At 73.2% G+C, this 15776-nt stretch carries 14 protein-coding genes; 12 read left to right on the top strand and 2 right to left on the bottom strand.

The genetic code is table 11. The annotated features are described in order from the left end of the window. Positions 1-234: 234 nt before the first annotated feature. The 3 genes from FF100_RS00740 to FF100_RS00730 are packed head-to-tail and all read left to right on the top strand — an operon-like array spanning position 235 to position 3823. Positions 235-1365 carry a thiolase family protein gene (locus FF100_RS00740; RefSeq protein WP_139033654.1) on the top strand — a complete coding sequence of 377 codons (1131 nt, stop codon included), beginning with the start codon at positions 235-237 and terminating at the stop codon, positions 1363-1365. After that, entirely contained in the window at positions 1362-1736 is a 375-nt protein-coding gene (locus FF100_RS00735) for a Zn-ribbon domain-containing OB-fold protein (protein ID WP_246101858.1), read from the top strand. The genes FF100_RS00740 and FF100_RS00735 overlap by 4 nt, the downstream gene beginning before the upstream one ends. Then, positions 1733-3823, top strand: a complete 2091-nt coding sequence (locus tag FF100_RS00730) for an acetate--CoA ligase family protein (RefSeq protein ID WP_139033653.1) — start codon at positions 1733-1735, stop codon at positions 3821-3823. Before FF100_RS00735 ends, FF100_RS00730 begins: the two co-directional genes overlap by 4 nt. 36 nt (positions 3824-3859) lie before the next feature. Here the strand turns inward: FF100_RS00730 and FF100_RS00725 are convergent, their stop codons facing one another. Beyond that, positions 3860-4804 carry a LysR family transcriptional regulator gene (locus tag FF100_RS00725; RefSeq protein ID WP_171070003.1) on the bottom strand — a complete coding sequence of 315 codons (945 nt, stop codon included), beginning with the start codon at positions 4802-4804 and terminating at the stop codon, positions 3860-3862. Between the two features lie 93 nt (positions 4805-4897). Between FF100_RS00725 and FF100_RS00720 the strand changes: the two genes are divergently transcribed. Continuing rightward, positions 4898-5335 (top strand): cupin domain-containing protein, encoded by a 438-nt coding sequence (locus FF100_RS00720; protein WP_171070002.1) that lies wholly within the window; start codon positions 4898-4900, stop codon positions 5333-5335. Between the two features lie 51 nt (positions 5336-5386). Here the strand turns inward: FF100_RS00720 and FF100_RS00715 are convergent, their stop codons facing one another. Beyond that, positions 5387-6043 carry a GntR family transcriptional regulator gene (locus FF100_RS00715; RefSeq protein WP_139033650.1) on the bottom strand — a complete coding sequence of 219 codons (657 nt, stop codon included), beginning with the start codon at positions 6041-6043 and terminating at the stop codon, positions 5387-5389. A 228-nt stretch (positions 6044-6271) separates the two neighbouring features. Between FF100_RS00715 and FF100_RS00710 the strand changes: the two genes are divergently transcribed. From FF100_RS00710 to atzF, 8 genes are all read left to right on the top strand, one after another. Continuing rightward, positions 6272-7873, top strand: a complete 1602-nt coding sequence (locus FF100_RS00710) for an ABC transporter substrate-binding protein (protein WP_139033649.1) — start codon at positions 6272-6274, stop codon at positions 7871-7873. Between the two features lie 289 nt (positions 7874-8162). Further along, positions 8163-9176, top strand: coding sequence for an ABC transporter permease (locus tag FF100_RS00705; RefSeq protein WP_139033648.1), 1014 nt, complete (start codon positions 8163-8165; stop codon positions 9174-9176). Then, positions 9173-10069, top strand: coding sequence for an ABC transporter permease (locus FF100_RS00700; protein ID WP_139033647.1), 897 nt, complete (start codon positions 9173-9175; stop codon positions 10067-10069). The genes FF100_RS00705 and FF100_RS00700 overlap by 4 nt, the downstream gene beginning before the upstream one ends. After that, positions 10066-11727 carry a dipeptide ABC transporter ATP-binding protein gene (locus tag FF100_RS00695; protein ID WP_139033646.1) on the top strand — a complete coding sequence of 554 codons (1662 nt, stop codon included), beginning with the start codon at positions 10066-10068 and terminating at the stop codon, positions 11725-11727. Before FF100_RS00700 ends, FF100_RS00695 begins: the two co-directional genes overlap by 4 nt. A gap of 9 nt (positions 11728-11736) precedes the next feature. Next, positions 11737-11952, top strand: a complete 216-nt coding sequence (locus tag FF100_RS00690; RefSeq protein ID WP_139033645.1) for a DUF4089 domain-containing protein — start codon at positions 11737-11739, stop codon at positions 11950-11952. 11 nt (positions 11953-11963) lie between these two features. After that, positions 11964-13349: an AtzE family amidohydrolase gene (locus tag FF100_RS00685; protein ID WP_139033644.1), complete on the top strand. Its 1386-nt coding sequence runs from the start codon at positions 11964-11966 to the stop codon at positions 13347-13349. Between the two features lie 141 nt (positions 13350-13490). After that, positions 13491-13880 carry an oxalurate catabolism protein HpxZ gene (gene hpxZ, locus FF100_RS00680; protein ID WP_139033643.1) on the top strand — a complete coding sequence of 130 codons (390 nt, stop codon included), beginning with the start codon at positions 13491-13493 and terminating at the stop codon, positions 13878-13880. After that, complete coding sequence (gene atzF, locus FF100_RS00675; protein WP_139033642.1) at positions 13877-15673, top strand: allophanate hydrolase; 1797 nt, start codon at positions 13877-13879, stop codon at positions 15671-15673. The genes hpxZ and atzF overlap by 4 nt, the downstream gene beginning before the upstream one ends. Positions 15674-15776 lie beyond the last annotated feature (103 nt).

The raw sequence follows: 15776 nt of genomic DNA, 5'->3' as shown, positions 1-15776 counted from the left end.
CCTGTCCGCCACGAGCCCGGCCCCTTTCCCGGACGACTGGAGCGCTCGCGGAAGGAGATCCGGGATCCAGCACAAGACCTGCCGCGAAGCGGCTCTGCCGTATCAACGGCGCGGAGATTCGGACGCGTCGCGACCGTTGGTGCTGGATCCCGGATCTCCTTCCGGCGACGCTCCAGTCGTCCGGGAACGGGGGAGCGGCCGTGACGTCGGCCCTCCTCTCCGGACACTCGCCCGATGAGCCGCATCACCGGCTTCGGCCTCACGCCGTTCGGGCGCCTCTCCGGCCTCTCCACCCTCGACCTGATGAGCCGCGCCGCCGCGGATGCGCTCGCCGATGCCGGGCTGGAGCGGCGCGAGATCGACGGGCTGGTCACCGGCTACTCGACCACCCACCCGCACCTGATGCTCTCGACGGTGTTCGCCGAGCATTTCGGCCTGCGGCCGGCCTACGCCCACGCGGTGCAGCTCGGCGGCGCCACGGGCTTCGCCCTGGTGATGCTGGCCCATCTGCTGGTCGAATCGGGCGCCGCGGAGCGGATCCTGGTGGTGGCGGGGGAGAACCGGCTGTCGGGCCAGTCCCGCGACGCGGCGGTCCAGACCCTGGCCCAGATCGGCCACCCGACCTACGAGGTGCCGCTCGGCCCGACCATTCCCGCCTATTACGGCCTCGTCGCCTCGCGCTACGCCCACGCATACGGCATCGACGACCATGCCGAACTGGCGGTGCTGATGCGGGCGAATGCCGCCCGCACGCCCGGCGCCCACCTGACCGAGCCGATCACCGCCGCAATGGTGCGGGACTCCAAGCTCATCGCCGCGCCGTTGCGCCTGCTCGATTGCTGCCCGGTTTCGGATGGCGGCGCGGCCTTCGTGATCGAGCGCGACGACCCCGCGCGGTCCGGCCCGCGCATCCGCGGCGCGGCGCAGGCCCATACCCACCAGCATGTCAGCGCCGCGCCCTCCCTCACCGCCTTCGGCGCCGGCGAGAGCGCCGGCCGGGCAATCGCCCAGGCCGGCATCGCGCTGAGCGATCTCCGCTACGCCGCGATCTACGACAGCTTCACCATCACGCTCGCGATCCTGCTGGAGGAGATCGGCCTGGCGCCGCGGGGCGCCGCCGGGCGGCTCGCCCGCGAGGGGCATTTCTCCGCCAGCGGCGCGCTGCCGCTCAACACCCATGGCGGCCTCCTGAGCTACGGCCATTGCGGGGTCGGCGGCGCCATGGCCCATCTCGCCGAGACCGTGCGGCAGATGCGGGGAGAGGCCGGCCCGCGCCAGGTCGCGCCCCCGGCGCTGGCGCTGCTGCACGGCGACGGCGGCGTGCTCTCCTCCCATGTCAGCCTCGTCCTGGAGAACGGCCGATGAGCCCGGACGGCATGCCCCCGGACTGGACGATGGGCGGCGAGGGCCTGACGCTCGCGCGCTGCCGCGCCTGCGGCCATGTCCAGTATGTCCGCCGCCCGTTCTGCCCGTCCTGCGGCCGCGAGGATCCGGACGTGGACTCGGCGTCGGGCCGCGGCACGGTCTACGCCGTGACCGTGGTGTCCCGCGCGCCGTCGCCGGACCTCCAGGCCCACGCCCCCTATGGTCTTGCCCTGGTCGATGCCGAGGAAGGCTTCCGCTTCATGGCGCATTGCCCGCCCGAGGGGATCGCGATCGGCGATTCCGTGCGCACGACGTTCCGCGCCTTCGGGGCCGGGCTCGTCCCGTTCGTCGTACCGGAGAGCCAGCCATGACGTCGAGCCTCCAGGCCGCCCTCGACCCGGGCTCGATCGCGGTGATCGGCGCCTCCGAGAATCCCGACAAGATCGGCGGCCGACCGCTCCTCTACCTGTCGCGCTTCGGCTTTCGCGGCGAGGTCTGGCCGGTCAACCCGCGGCGCGACGAGGTCCAGGGCCGGCGCACGGTGCCGCGGCTCTCGGCCCTGTCGCGGGCGCCCGACCTCGCGATCATCGCGGTGCCGGGCGAGGCCGCGGTGGCGGCCCTCGACGAGTGCGGCGCGATCGGCGTCAAGGTCGCGATCATGATGGCCTCGGGCTTCGGCGAGACCGCCGACCCCGCCGCCCAGGCGGCCGAGCGGGCGATGGTGGCCCGCGCCCGGTCCCGGGGCCTGCGGATGATCGGCCCAAACGCGCAGGGGCTGGCCAATTTCGGCACCGGCGCGGTGGCGAGCTTCTCCAGCATGTTCCTGGAGGCGCCGCCGCAGGACGGCCCGGTCGGGATCGTCAGCCAGAGCGGGGCGATGAGCGTCGTGCCCTACGGGCTGCTGCGCGCCCGCGGCATCGGCGTGCGCCACACCCACGCCACCGGCAACGACGCCGACGTGACGGTGTGCGAGCTCGCCGCCGCGGTCGCGGCCGATCCGGCCCTCAGGCTGCTGCTCCTCTACCTCGAGAGCATCCCCGACCCGCACCACCTCGCCGAGGCCGCCGCCATCGCCCGCGACCGCGGGCTGCCGATCGTCGCGCTCAAGTCCGGCCGCACCGCCGCCGGGCAGGCGGCGGCGCAGTCGCATACCGGCGCGCTCGCCAACGAGGACCGGCTGGTCGACGCCTTCCTGGAGCGGCACGGAATCTGGCGGGCGCGCGACACCACCGATCTCGTCGCGGCGGCCGAGCTGTACCTGAAGGGCTGGCGCCCGGGCGGGCGCCGCCTGGTGGCGATCAGCAATTCGGGCGCGACCTGCGTGATGGCGGCGGATGCCGCCACGTCCTGCGGGCTCGACATCGCCCCCTTGCGCGAGGACACCCAGGGCCGCCTGCGGGCGATCCTCCCGAGCTTCGCCGCGACCCGCAACCCGGTCGACATCACGGCGGCGCTGATGACCAACTCGGCGCTGTTCGGCCAGATCCTGCCGGTGATCGCCGCGGATCCGTCCGCCGATGCCTTCCTGGTCGGGGTGCCGGTGGCGGGACGGGCCTACGCGGTCGACGATTTCGGCCGCGACACCGCCGCCTTCGCACAGGCGACGGGCAAGCCGGTGGTGATCGTCGCCCCCCAGGAGATCGTCGCATCGCCGTTCCGCTCCCGCGGGCTGCCGGTCTTCCCCGGCGAGGGCGAGGCGGTGCGGGCGCTGCACCAGCTCATCGCCCACCGCGAGCGGATGGCGGCGGCCGCGGGCCGGCCGCCGCACCCGGCCCCTCCCCCGCCGGCCCGAACGCCGCCGCGCCTCCTCGACGAGGCCGAGAGCCTGGGCCGCCTCGCCCGCGCCGGAGTGCCGGTGGTGCGCCACCGGCTCTGCCGCACGGCGGAGGAGGCGGTGGCGGCATCCGTCGAGATCGGCGGCCCGGTCGCGGTCAAGGGCTGCTCGGCGGAGGTGGCGCACAAGAGCGAACTCGGCCTGGTGCATCTGGGGGTGAGCGGCGACGCAGCGGTCCGCGCCGCCTTCGAGGCCTGCCGGACCGGGCTGGCGGCGGCGGGTCACGCCTCCTCCGGCGTCATCGTCGCGGCGATGGCGCGGGGCCGGCGCGAACTGGTGCTCGGCGCGCATCGCGACCCGGTTTTCGGTCCGGTCGTGATGGTGGGCGACGGCGGCACCACCGTCGAGGCGATGCCGGACGTCGCGGTGCTGCTGCCCCCGTTCTCGGAGGCCGAGGTGGAACGGGCGCTCGGAGGGTTGCGGATCGCCCCGCTCATCGCCGGCGTGCGCGGCGAGCCGCCGCTCGCGGTCGCGCCCTACCTCGCCGCCGCGGTGGCGGTGGGGCGGCTGATGGTCGAGGAGCCGGCGATCGCCAGCCTCGACCTCAACCCGATTCTGGTGGGAACGGAGCCGGGGGCGTGCATGGCGCTCGACGCGGTGGTGTTCGTGGAAGGCACGCCGTGACCGCCCCGGGCGGCGGGCCGAGGACGGCGGGACGCCTCAGGGCGGCAGGCCGCGGTGCCGCAGCAGGGCTGCGACGTGATCGACGAAGGCGCGCACCTTGGGCGTCGTGAGGCGGTTCGTCGGATAGACCGCGAGGATGCCGCTCGCCGGGGTGTCGTAGCCGGCCAGCACCCGCTGCAGCTGGCCCGCCGCGAGGACGTCGGACACGGCCCAGTCGGGAATGGCGACGAGGCCGATGCCGGCCAGGGCCGCGGCGCGCAGCGACTCGGCGTTGTCGGTGGCGAGAACCGGGCGGACCGGAACGGCGGCGATCCCGATCCGCCAGGTGTCCCGCCAGGGCAGGGGCGAGAAGCCGATGCAGCGGTGCTCGGCCACGTCCGCCGGCTCGGCCGGCGGCCCATGCCGGGCCAGGTAACCCGGCGAGGCGACGATCACGACGCGGGAGGTCGCGAGCCGGCGCACGACGAGGCCCTCGGCAGGCGTCTCGACCACCCGGATGGCGAGGTCGAAGCCGTCCTCGACCAGCCGCACGGAGGCGGCGCCCTCGACGAACTCGATCGTGACGGCGGGGTGGGCCGACAGGAAGGCCGGCAGGCCCGGAATGAGATGGCGGGCGGTGAAGCACTCCGGGGCTGCGATCCGCAGCGTCCCGGCGGGCGCCGTCTGCCAGGCCTGCGCTTCCAGCCGCGCCGCCTCCTCGTCGGCGAGCAGCCGAAGGCAGCGGAGATAGAAGGCACGGCCGGCCTCGGTGGGGCGCACATTCCGCGTCGAGCGATCGAGGAGGCGCACGCCCAGGCGCTCCTCCAGCGCGCGCACCGTCTCGCTGACCGAGGACTTGGCCGTCTGCAGGCGTTCGGCGGCAGCGGTGACGCTGCCGGTCTCCACCACCCGGACGAAGGCTTCGATGCCGAGGAACGGTCGCATGAGGGCAGGTATGGCAGCATTGTTCGCGTGGGCGAACACCGCGTCCACGATCGCCATCTCCTCCCTCCCGCTGAAATTCGCAAGGTAGGCGGGCGGGGCGCAAGCCCTCTTCGAACGGACGGATCGACGATGACCCATGCGACGGAACCGATGGCCGGCCTCACAGAGGCCGGGGGTGGCGAGGCCTTGAACGTCTTCGGCGCCGCGATGGTGGTGAAGGCCGAGCCTGCGCGGCACGGATTGTTCGTCGGCGAGCACATCATCCCGCCGGGATACGGGGTGCCGCCGCACGTCCATGCCGGCGACGACGAGGTCTTCTTCGTGCTCGACGGCGAGCTGACGATCCTGGGCGCCTCCGGCGAGAGACGGGCCGGACCGGGAACGACCGTGCAGCTTCCGGGCGGCACGCGTCACGGCTTCCGCAACGACATGACGGGGCCGGTGCGATTCCTGGTCATGGCCCGGCCGGGCATCCAGGCGCTCGAGATGTTCCGTCACTTCGACCGTGCCGGCCGCGCGGCGCCCGGCGGGCTGACGCCGCCGGAGATCGTCGCGATCTGCGCGCAGTACGGCGTGAGCATGGGATGAGGCAGCGGTGCCAGGGTCCGGGCGATCTCGCCCGGCCCCGGTCGGCAAGCGTCAGGCCCCCCGCACCAGCATTCCCTCCACCGCGCTCTCCACCAGCGTGACGTGCCGCAGCATCGCGGCATGCGCCTCCTCGGCCCGCCCGGCCAGGATCGCCGCGACAACCGCCCCGTGCTCGGCATGCGAGCGGGCGAGCCGTCCGTCCTGGCGGAACTGCGCCTCGCGGTAGGGTTGGAGCCGGCGGCGCAAGGAGAGGGCGAAATCGGCCAGCACCGCGTTGTGGGCGCCGGCATAGACCGCGCCGTGGAACGTCGTGTTGGCCCGGGCATAGGCGCCCGCATCGCCGGTGGCGGCGAGGTCGGCCATGACCTCGTGGAGGGCGTCGAGGCGGCGGCGTTCGAGCGGGCTCATCGACTGGGCGGCGAGCCGGGCGCAGGTCGCCTCGATCTCCGCCATGGCGACGAACAATTCGGCGAGCTGCGCGGGCGTGACCTGCGCCACCACCGCGCCGCGGCGCGGCCGGACCTCGACGAGGCCCGACGTGCCGAGCTGGCGCAGGGCCTCGCGCACGGGCGTGCGCGACACGCCGTACTGGTCGGCCAGCGCCTGCTCGTCGAGGCGGTGGCCCGGCGCCAGCGCGCCGGTGACGATCGCCTCGGCGATCTCGGCCGCCAGCCGCTCGGTCCGCGTCCGTCCTGCCGCCTCGTCCATCTCATCCCCGTCGCGAACAGGCGAGACCCTGCCGCATCGTCACGCCGCCGGCATGCCTGAAATTGCGGCTCCCGCGCCCAAACAACATGCGTGCAACATCGCCGAAATGCATGCACTCTTTCCATGTTGCATGCAATTTCCGATGCCGGTCCGATCCTTGCCTCGCGGTGGCGTCACGCCCGCCGACGCGGGCACCCGCCTCCTCTCGCCCACGAAGGTCCGCGCCGCATGATCACCCGCCGCACCGCTCTCGCCGCCGGGCTCGCCGCGCCGTTCGTGGCGAAGAGCCAGGCTCACGCGCAGAACCCGACCCGCAACGAAACCCTGCTGCTGGTGCAGGAATACGGGCCGAACTCCCTCGACATGCAGGGCATCGGCGCCTCGCAGCCGGTGAACGGGGTGGCACTGAACTGCTACGACCGGCTCCTGCGCTTCAAGCCGGTGCCGATCCCGGGCGGCGGCGGCAATGCGGTGAAGATGGGCGAGCTGGAGGGTGAACTCGCCGAGAGCTGGCAGGTCGCCTCCGACGGGATGAGCTGCACGTTCAAGCTCCGCGACGCGACGTTCCATTCCGGCCGGCCGGTCACCGTCAAGGACGTGAAGTGGTCCCTCGACCGGGCGGTGTCGATCGGAGGCTTCGCCACCACGCAGATGAATGCCGGCTCGCTGGAGAAGCCCGAGCAGTTCGTGGCGCTGGACGACAAGACCTTCCGCATCGACTTCGTCCGCAAGGACAAGATGACGATGTCGAACCTCGCCGTGACGATCCCGTTCGTGATCGATGCGGAACTGGCGAAAGCCAACGGCGGCGGTGACCCCTGGGCCAAGGAGTGGCTCAAGAACAACGTCGCGGGCTCGGGCGCCTACCGGGTCGAGAGCTGGAAGCCCGGCGTCGAGACGATCTACGCCCGCAACGATGCCTGGACGTCGGGCAAGCTGCCGCAGCTGCGCCGGGTCATCGCCCGCGACATCGCCTCGCCCTCGACCCGCCGAGCGCTGATCGAGAAGGGCGATGCCGACATCTCGTACGGGCTGCCGCCGAAGGACTTCAAGGACCTGATCGACGCCGGCAAGATCAAGGTCGTCGGCGTGCCGATCCCGAACGGGGTCTGGTCGGTATACCTCAACACCGCGGTCGGGCCGTTCACCGATGTCCGCCTGCGCCAGGCGGTCGCCTGGGTGCTGCCCTACGAGAAGATTCTTCAAGCCTCGCTGTTCGGCCGCGGCCTCGACATGTCGGGCGGGCCGGAGACGCCGCGGGTGGCCTGGCCGCAACCGTTCCCGTACCGGACCGACCCGGCGAAGGCCAAGGCCCTGGTGCAGGCCGCCGCGCCCGGCGGCCTCACCACCACGCTGCTGTTCGATGCCGGCAACGCCACCGTCGCCGAGCCGATGGCGGTGCTGATCAAGGAGGCGCTCGCCGGGATCGGCATCACGGTCGAGATCGGCAAGATCCCAGGTGCGAACTTTCGCGGCGAGATCTCGAAGAAGACCAACCCGATGGTCCTCAACCGCTTCGCCGGCTGGCTCGATTACCCGGACTACTACCTGTTCTGGACCCTGCACGGGGCGAACTCGATCTTCAACATCGCCTCGTACCAGAACCCGGCGCTCGACACGCTGATCGATACCGCCCGCTTCACCGACGATCCGGCGGTCTACCAAAAGAGCGTGATCGACTTCGTGTCGCTCGCCGAGCGCGAGGTGCCGATGGTGCCGATCGCCCAGCCGACCCACGACGTCGCGATGCAGCGCACGATCAACGGCTACCAGTTCCAGCCCTGCCGCGAGCCGGACTTCCGCTACCTGACCAAGGGGACGGCGTCGTGAGGGGTGGGATGCTGGGGCGCTGACGCCTTCCTCGTTCGCTGGACTGTCCGGAAGAAAGGAGTGGCTCGGGTTTCCCCCTCCCCCCTCTGCGGGGGAGGGTGGCGAACGCAGTGAGCCGGGAGAGGGGCAGCGCGACGCCGCTCCGGTGAGCGCCCTTCATGAAACGCGCAACATCTCCGGAAGCGGCGTCCCCTCTCCCGCCCGGCTCCGCCGGGCACCCTCCCCCGCAGAGGGGGGAGGGTTCAACCCGCGCCTCGTCTTTCCCGCCACGCACAAGGAGGGCCACACCATGCTGCGCACGCTCCTCGACCGCCTCGCCACCACGCTCCCGGCGCTTGCCGGGGTGGTCGTGGTGTCGTTCCTGCTCACGCGCGTCCTGCCCGGCGACACCGCGGCCTATTTCGCCGGGCCGGCCGCGACCCCGCAGGCGATCGCCCAGATCCGCACCGAGCTCGGCCTCGACCGGCCGCTGCCCGAACAATTCGCCCGCTACGTCGCCGACCTCGCCCGCGGCGATCTCGGCCGCTCGCTCACCACCGGCCAGCCGGTCACAGTTGATCTCGGCGCCCGGCTGCCGGCCTCCGCCGAGCTGACCCTGGTCGGCCTCGCCCTCGCGCTCCTCGTCGCGGTACCGCTCGGCGTCGCGGCGGCCCTGCGCCAAGGCTCGCTCGTCGATCACGCCTGCCGGATCGTGGCGACCGCGGGCGTGTCGCTGCCGGTGTTCTTCACCGGGCTCCTCCTCGTCTACGCGTTCTACTTCGTGCTCGGCTGGGCCCCGGCGCCGCTCGGGCGGCTCGACGCCTTCGCCTCGCCGCCGCCGACGCGCACCGGCTTCTTCCTCCTCGACAGCCTGATGGCGGGCGACATCGAGACCTTCCGGGCGGCACTGGCGCAGATCGCCCTGCCGGGCCTGACGCTGGCGATCTTCGCGCTCGCTCCCATCGCCCGGATCACCCGGGCGGCGATGCTGGCGGTGCTCGCCGCCGATTTCGTCCGCACCGCCCGCGCCGCCGGCCTGTCGCGTCGCCGGGTCGTGGTCACGTATGCGCTCAGGAACGCGATGCTGCCGGTGGTGACGACGCTCGGCATGGTGTTCTCGTTCCTGCTCGGCGCCAACGTGCTGGTCGAGAAGGTGTTTGCCTGGCCGGGCGTCGGCTCCTACGCGGTCGAGGCCCTGATCGCCTCCGACTTTGCCCCCGTCCAGGGTTTCGTGCTCGCCATGGCGCTGCTCTACACGGTGCTGAACCTCGCCATCGACCTCGCCTACGGGCTGATCGACCCGCGCGTAAGAGAGGCCGCATGAGCGCCGCCGGCTCCCCTGCCCTCCCGGCCGAGCGGCCCCGCGCCGGTGTCTCGGCGACGCTGGCGCATGCCCGCGCCGTCATCGCCGGCAACCCGGTCACGGGCTTCGCCTTCGCGCTGCTCCTCGGCCTCGTCGCCTGCGCGACGGTGGGTCCGTCGCTGGTGCCCTACGATCCGCTCGCCTCGGATACCGCGGTGGCGCTCCAGGCCCCGACGCTCGCCCACCCCTTCGGCACCGATCAGCTCGGGCGCGACATCCTCTCGCGGGTGGTGGTGGCGGCAAGGCTCGATCTTGCCATCGCGGTCTTCTCGGTGGCCCTCGTCTTCGTCGCCGGCGGGCTTGCCGGGATCATGGCCGGGTTCTTCGGCGGCTGGACCGACCGGATCGTCGGGCGGCTGGCCGACACCATCATGGCCTTCCCGCTCTTCGTCCTGGCGATGGGGATCGTCGCGGCGCTCGGCAACACCGTCGGCAACATCGTGCTCGCCACCGCCATCATCAACTTCCCGCTCTATGCCCGCCTCGCCCGGGCCGAGGCCGCGCAGCGGCGCAACGCCGGCTTCGTGATGGCGGCGCGGCTCACCGGCAACACCGACCTGCGCATCGTCCTCACCGCGATCCTGCCGAACATCCTGCCGATCATGATGGTGCAGATGTCGCTGACCATGGGCTACGCAATCCTCAACGCGGCGGGGCTCTCCTTCATCGGCCTCGGCGTGCGCCCGCCGACCCCGGAATGGGGGATCATGGTGGCGGAGGGCGCGGGCTTCATCGTCTCGGGCGAGTGGTGGATCGCGCTGTTCCCGGGCCTCGCCCTGATGCTCGCGGTGTTCTGCTTCAACCTCATCGGCGACGGCCTTCGCGACATCGTCGACCCCCAGAGGCGCACGTGACCGCGCTCCCGCTCCTCGCCATCCGCGACCTCACGGTCGAGTTCGCGACCCGCCGCGGCACGGTGCAGGCGGTGCGCCAGGTCGACGTCTCAATCGCCAAGGGCGAGACCGTCGGCATCGTCGGCGAATCCGGCTCGGGCAAGTCGGTCACCTCCTACGCGGTGATGCGCATCCTCGACCGGGCCGGGCGCATCGCCGGCGGCGAGGTCGGCTTCTCCGGCATCGACCTGCGGGCCGCGACCGAGCGCCAGATGCGCGACCTGCGCGGGCGGGAGATCTCGATGATCTTCCAGAATCCCCGCGCCGCCCTGAACCCGATCCGCAAGGTCGGCCACCAGATCGAGGACGTGCTGCGCCAGCACGCCGAGGCCGGCTCGGGCGACGCCAAGGCCAAGGCCATCGCGGCGCTCGAGCAGGTGAAGATCGCCCGGCCTGAAGAGCGCTATCACGCCTACCCGTTCGAACTCTCGGGCGGCATGTGCCAGCGGGTGGTGATCGCGCTGGCGCTCGCGTGCCGGCCGCAGCTCCTCATCGCCGACGAGCCGACGACCGGCCTCGACGTGACGACCCAGAAGGCGGTGATGGACCTCGTCACCGGCCTCACCCGGGAGCGCGGCATGGCCACCGTGCTCATCACCCACGATCTCGGGCTGGCCGCGACCTATTGCGACCGCATCGTCGTGATGGAGCAGGGCCGCGTCGTCGAGACCGCGCCGGCGGCGACGATCTTCCGGGCACCCGCCCACGCCTATACCCGCCGGCTGATGCAGGCGACCCCGCGCCCGGGCGCAACCTTGCGCGACTTGCTGCCCGAGGGGGCGCCGGCCGCAGCCCCGGAGCGGGCTCGAGGAGCGGGGGCGCCGCTGCTGGCGGTCTCGGGGCTGGTGAAGGACTATCCGAAGGCGAAATCCCTGCTCTCGCGCAAGGCGGCGGCGCCGTTCCGGGCGGTCGATTCCTTGAGCTTCACGGTCGCCCGGGGCGAGAGCGTCGGCCTCGTCGGCGAATCGGGCTGCGGCAAGTCCACCACCTCGACGATGGTGATGCGGCTCCTCGACCCGACCGAGGGCTCGATCGTGTTTTCCGGCGAGGAGATCGGCCGGGTGCCGGCGGCGCGCTTCGCCCGCCATCCGTTGCGGCCGAAGATCCAGATGGTGTTCCAGGATCCGACCGAATCGCTCAACCCGCGCTGGACCGCGGCGCGGGCCATCGCCGACCCGCTCCTGCGCTTCCGCACCGTGCAGGGAGGTGAGGCGATCCGGGCGCGCTGCGAGGAACTGGCCCGCCTCGTCGGCCTGCCGGTCGACCTCCTCGACCGCTTCCCGCACCAGCTCTCCGGCGGCCAGAAGGCGCGGGTCGGCATCGCCCGCGCCATCGCGCCGAGCCCCGACCTCGTCATCCTCGACGAGCCGACCGCGGCCCTCGACGTCTCGGTGCAGGCGGTGGTGCTGAACCTGCTCGCCGACCTCAAGCAGGCGCTCGGCATGAGCTACCTGTTCGTCAGCCACGACCTGCAGGTGGTGCGCCTGCTCTGCGACCGCGTCATCGTCATGCGGGCCGGCGGCATCGTCGAGGAGGGGCCGACCGCCGAGGTGCTGGAGGCGCCCAAGGCCGAGTACACCCGTGCGCTGCTCGCGGCCATTCCCCGCCCACCCGTGTGAGGGCCAACCATGACGACCTCTCCCTCCTCCCCTGCCGTGCCCCTCGACGACGACTCCGCCGGCGCGGTCGTCGACGCGATGGTGCCGCTCTCCGGCATCCCGATGGCGCCCGAGTGGCGCGAGACGGTGATCGCCAGCGTCAAGGCGACGGCGGCGGCCGCCCGCCTGGTGCTCGATTTCCCCCTCGACGACACCGTCGAGCCGGCGCCGGTGTTCCGGGCATGAGCGAGTCTGGCATGACGAACCAGGAGACCGCCGTCGGGATCGCCGCCGCCGTGGCGGCGGGCCGGCTCACCGCCTCGGCCACGATCGAGGCCGCCCTGGCGCGGATCGCCGCGGTCGATCCGGGCGTGAACGCCTTCACCGATGTGACGGCGGAGCGCGCCCGGGCCCGCGCCGCGGCGCTCGACGCCGAGCGCGCCGCCGGCAAGCCGCCCGGCCCGCTCGCCGGCGTGCCCTTCGCGGTCAAGAACCTGTTCGACGTCGCCGGGCTCCCGACCCGCGCCGGCTCGAAGATCAACCGCACCCGTGCTCCGGCTGCCCGCGACGGCGCCCTAATACGGCGGCTGGAGGCGGCCGGCGCGATCCTCGTCGGCGCCCTCAACATGGGGGAATACGCCTACGACTTCACCGGCGAGAACGCCCATGACGGCCCCTCGCGCAACCCGCACGACCGCGGGCGGATGACCGGCGGCTCGTCGGGCGGCTCGGGGGCGGCGGTCGCGGCGGGGCTCGTGCCCCTCACCCTCGGCTCGGACACCAACGGCTCGATCCGGGTGCCGTCGGCGTTCTGCGGCACCTTCGGGCTCAAGCCGACCTTCGGCCGGCTGTCGCGGGCCGGCTCGTTCCCGTTCGTCGCGAGCTTCGACCATCTCGGACCGCTCGCCCGCTCGGTCGCCGACTTGAGCTTCGCCTACGACGCGATGCAGGGCGAGGATCCCGACGATCCCTGGCAGGCGCCGCGTCCGGTCGAGCCGGTGACGGCGGCGCTCGCGCAGGGCACCTCCGGCCTGCGCATCGCGGTGGCCGGCGGCTACTTCGCCCGCGGCGGCGAGCCCGATTGCTTCGCGGCCGTGCGACTCGCCGCCGAGGCGGTGGCGGCGACCCGCAGCATCGAGATCCCGGAAGCCGCGCGGGCGCGGGCCGCGGCCTTCGTCATCACCGCCTCCGAGGCGGCGGGCCTGCACCTCGACCGCCTGCGCGAGCGCCCCGGCGACTACGACCCGGCGGTGCGCGACCGGCTGATCGCCGGCACGACGATTCCGGCCGCCTGGGTCCACCGCGCCCAGCGCTTCCGCAGCTGGTATCGCGCCCGGGTGCTGGCGTTGTTCGACGAGGTCGACGTGATCCTCGCCCCCTGCACGCCCTGCCGGGCGCTCACGATCGGCCAGGCGACGATGGAGCTCGACGGCGTCACCGTGCCGGCGCGGCCGAATATCGGGATCTTCACCCAGCCGATCTCGTTCATCGGCCTGCCGGTCGTCGCGGTGCCGGTGCGGGTCGGGGGCGGGCTGCCCCTGGCCGTCCAGGTGATCGCGGCGCCGTGGCGGGAGGATCTGGCCCTGCGGGTGGCCGGGGCGATCGAGGCGGCGGGGGTGGGGGCGGCGCCGGTGGCGGGGTGACCCCTGCCGGATGTGCGACCGCGGCCACGCTGAACCGCGCCACCCTCACCCCGACCCCTCGCCCGCACGGGAGAGGGGATCCCGCGACTTTCCGTTTCCGACATGGATCTTTCCACATCGATGGAAGGGAGGACCACCCCCATGGACATCGACCACCCCGACGTGAAGGCCGAGGTCGAGGCGGCCTTCGCTGCTTACGAGACCGCCCTCGTCACCAACGACGTGCCGACCCTCGAGGCCCTGTTCCGGGACGATTCCCGCACCATCCGGTACGGCACGGCCGAGAACCTCTACGGCATGGACGCGATCCGGGCCTTCCGCCGGGCGCGCTCGCCGGTCGGGGTCGAGCGCAGCATCGGACAGACCGTCATCACCACCTTCGGGCGCGACTTCGCCACCGCCTCGACGCTGTTCTGGCGCGAGGCCCATCCGGGCAAGGTGGGGCGTCAGATGCAGTCCTGGGTCCGGTTTCCCGAGGGCTGGCGGGTGGTGGCGGCGCATGTCAGCCTGATCGACGAGGTGCCGGCGTGACCTCCACCCCCCTCAGCCCCTTGCCCCTGACCGTCGCCCAGTACCGCGAGGCCTACGCCTCCGGGTCCCTCACCCCCGCCGAGGCGGTGCGCGAGGTCTACCGGCGCATCGCGGCCCATGCCGATCCGGCGCTCTTCATCACCCTGCGGCCCGAGGCCGAGGTGGCGGCGGAGGCGCAAGACCTGCCGGCGGGCCCGCTCCACGGTATCCCGGTCGCCGTGAAGGACAACATCGCCGTGGCGGGCCTGCCCACCACCTGCGCCTGCCCCGGCTACGCCGCGGTGGCCGAGGCGGATGCCGCGGTGGTGGCACGCCTGCGCCAAGCCGGGGCGCTCGTCATCGGCAAGACCAACCTCGACCAGTTCGCCACCGGTCTCGTCGGCGTGCGCTCGCCCTACGGCGTGCCGCGCAACACCCTCGATCCGCGGCTCGTCCCCGGCGGCTCGTCGTCGGGCTCGGCCGTCGCCGTCGCGGCCGGACTGGTGCCGCTGGCGCTCGGCACCGACACCGCCGGCTCGGGCCGGGTGCCGGCAGGGCTCAACGCGATCGTCGGATTGAAGCCCAGCCTCGGCGCCATCTCGACCCGCGGCGTCGTGCCGGCCTGCCGCACCCTCGATTGCGTCTCGGTCTTCGCGCTGACCGCCGAGGATGCGTTCGACGGCCTGACCGCGCTCGCCGGGTTCGACGCCGCCGACCCGTATTCGCGGGCCCTGCCCCTCGGGCGCCCCGGGGCGCTGCCACGGCGGATCGGCGTGCCGGATGCGGCGAGCCGGCGCTTCTTCGGCGATACGCTGTCCGAGGCCGCCTTCGACGCCGCGCTCGCCGATCTCGCGGCGTTGGGCGCGACGCTGATACCGGTCGATCTCGCGCCGTTCTTCGCCACCGCCGCGCTACTCTATGACGGGCCGTGGGTGGCCGAGCGATGGGAGGCGATCCGCCCGTTCATCACCGCGCAGCCGGAGGCGCTGCACCCGGTCACCCGCGCCATCACCGAGCGCGCCACCGGCTTCTCCGCCGCCGACGCCTTCGCGGGCCGCTACCGCCTCGCCGAGCTGCGCCGTGCCACCGAGCCGGTCTGGCGCGACATCGACGCGCTGTGCGTGCCGACCTTCCCGCGCCCGCAGACCCTGGCGGCGCTCGAGGCCGACCCGATCGGCCCCAATGCCGAGCTCGGCACCTACACCAACTTCGTCAACCTGCTCGATCTCTGCGCGCTCGCCGTGCCGAGCCGTCCGCGCGCCGATGGCGGGCCGGCCGGCGTGACGCTGATCGCGCCGGCGGGCCGCGACGCCGCCCTGATTCCCCTCGGCGGCGCCCTCCACCGCGCTGGCGGCGTCCCGATGGGCGCGACCGGCGCCACGCTGCCGCCGGCGCTCGAGCCGGGACCCGCGCGGGCGGCCGGCGATGCGGTCGAGCTGGCGGTGGTCGGTGCGCACCTGTCGGGCCTGGGCCTCAACGGCGAGCTGACGGCGCTCGGCGCGCAGCTCCTGCGCGCGGTCGCGACCCGGCCGGACTACCGGCTCTATGCCCTGCCGGGCGAAGGCCCGCGCCGCCCCGGCCTGGTGCGGGTGGCGGAGGGCGGGGCCGCGATCGCCACCGAGGTCTGGGCCCTGTCGCCGGAGGCGTTCGGCCGCTTCGTCGCGGCGATCCCCGCCCCCCTCGGCATCGGCACCCTGCGGCTCGCCGACGGCACGACCCCGAAGGGGTTCCTGTGCGAGCCCGAGGGCGTGCGGGCGGCCGAGGACGTGTCGCGGTTCGGCGGGTGGCGGGCGTATCTGGCGGCCGGGGGCTGAGCGCCCGCTCGACGACACCGGCAGCCCCACCATCCATCGCCTCGGTCCGGGGCCGCGCAGCGGCTTCGGCATCACCCGGGAGGGCGAGGCCGCCGGGCGGGCC

It is taken from the genome of Methylobacterium terricola (assembly GCF_006151805.1).
In the GTDB taxonomy this organism is placed as follows: Bacteria; Pseudomonadota; Alphaproteobacteria; order Rhizobiales; family Beijerinckiaceae; genus Methylobacterium; species Methylobacterium terricola.
Note: the sequence above shows the minus strand (reverse complement) of the source record. Positions and strands in the feature narration are given on the sequence as shown.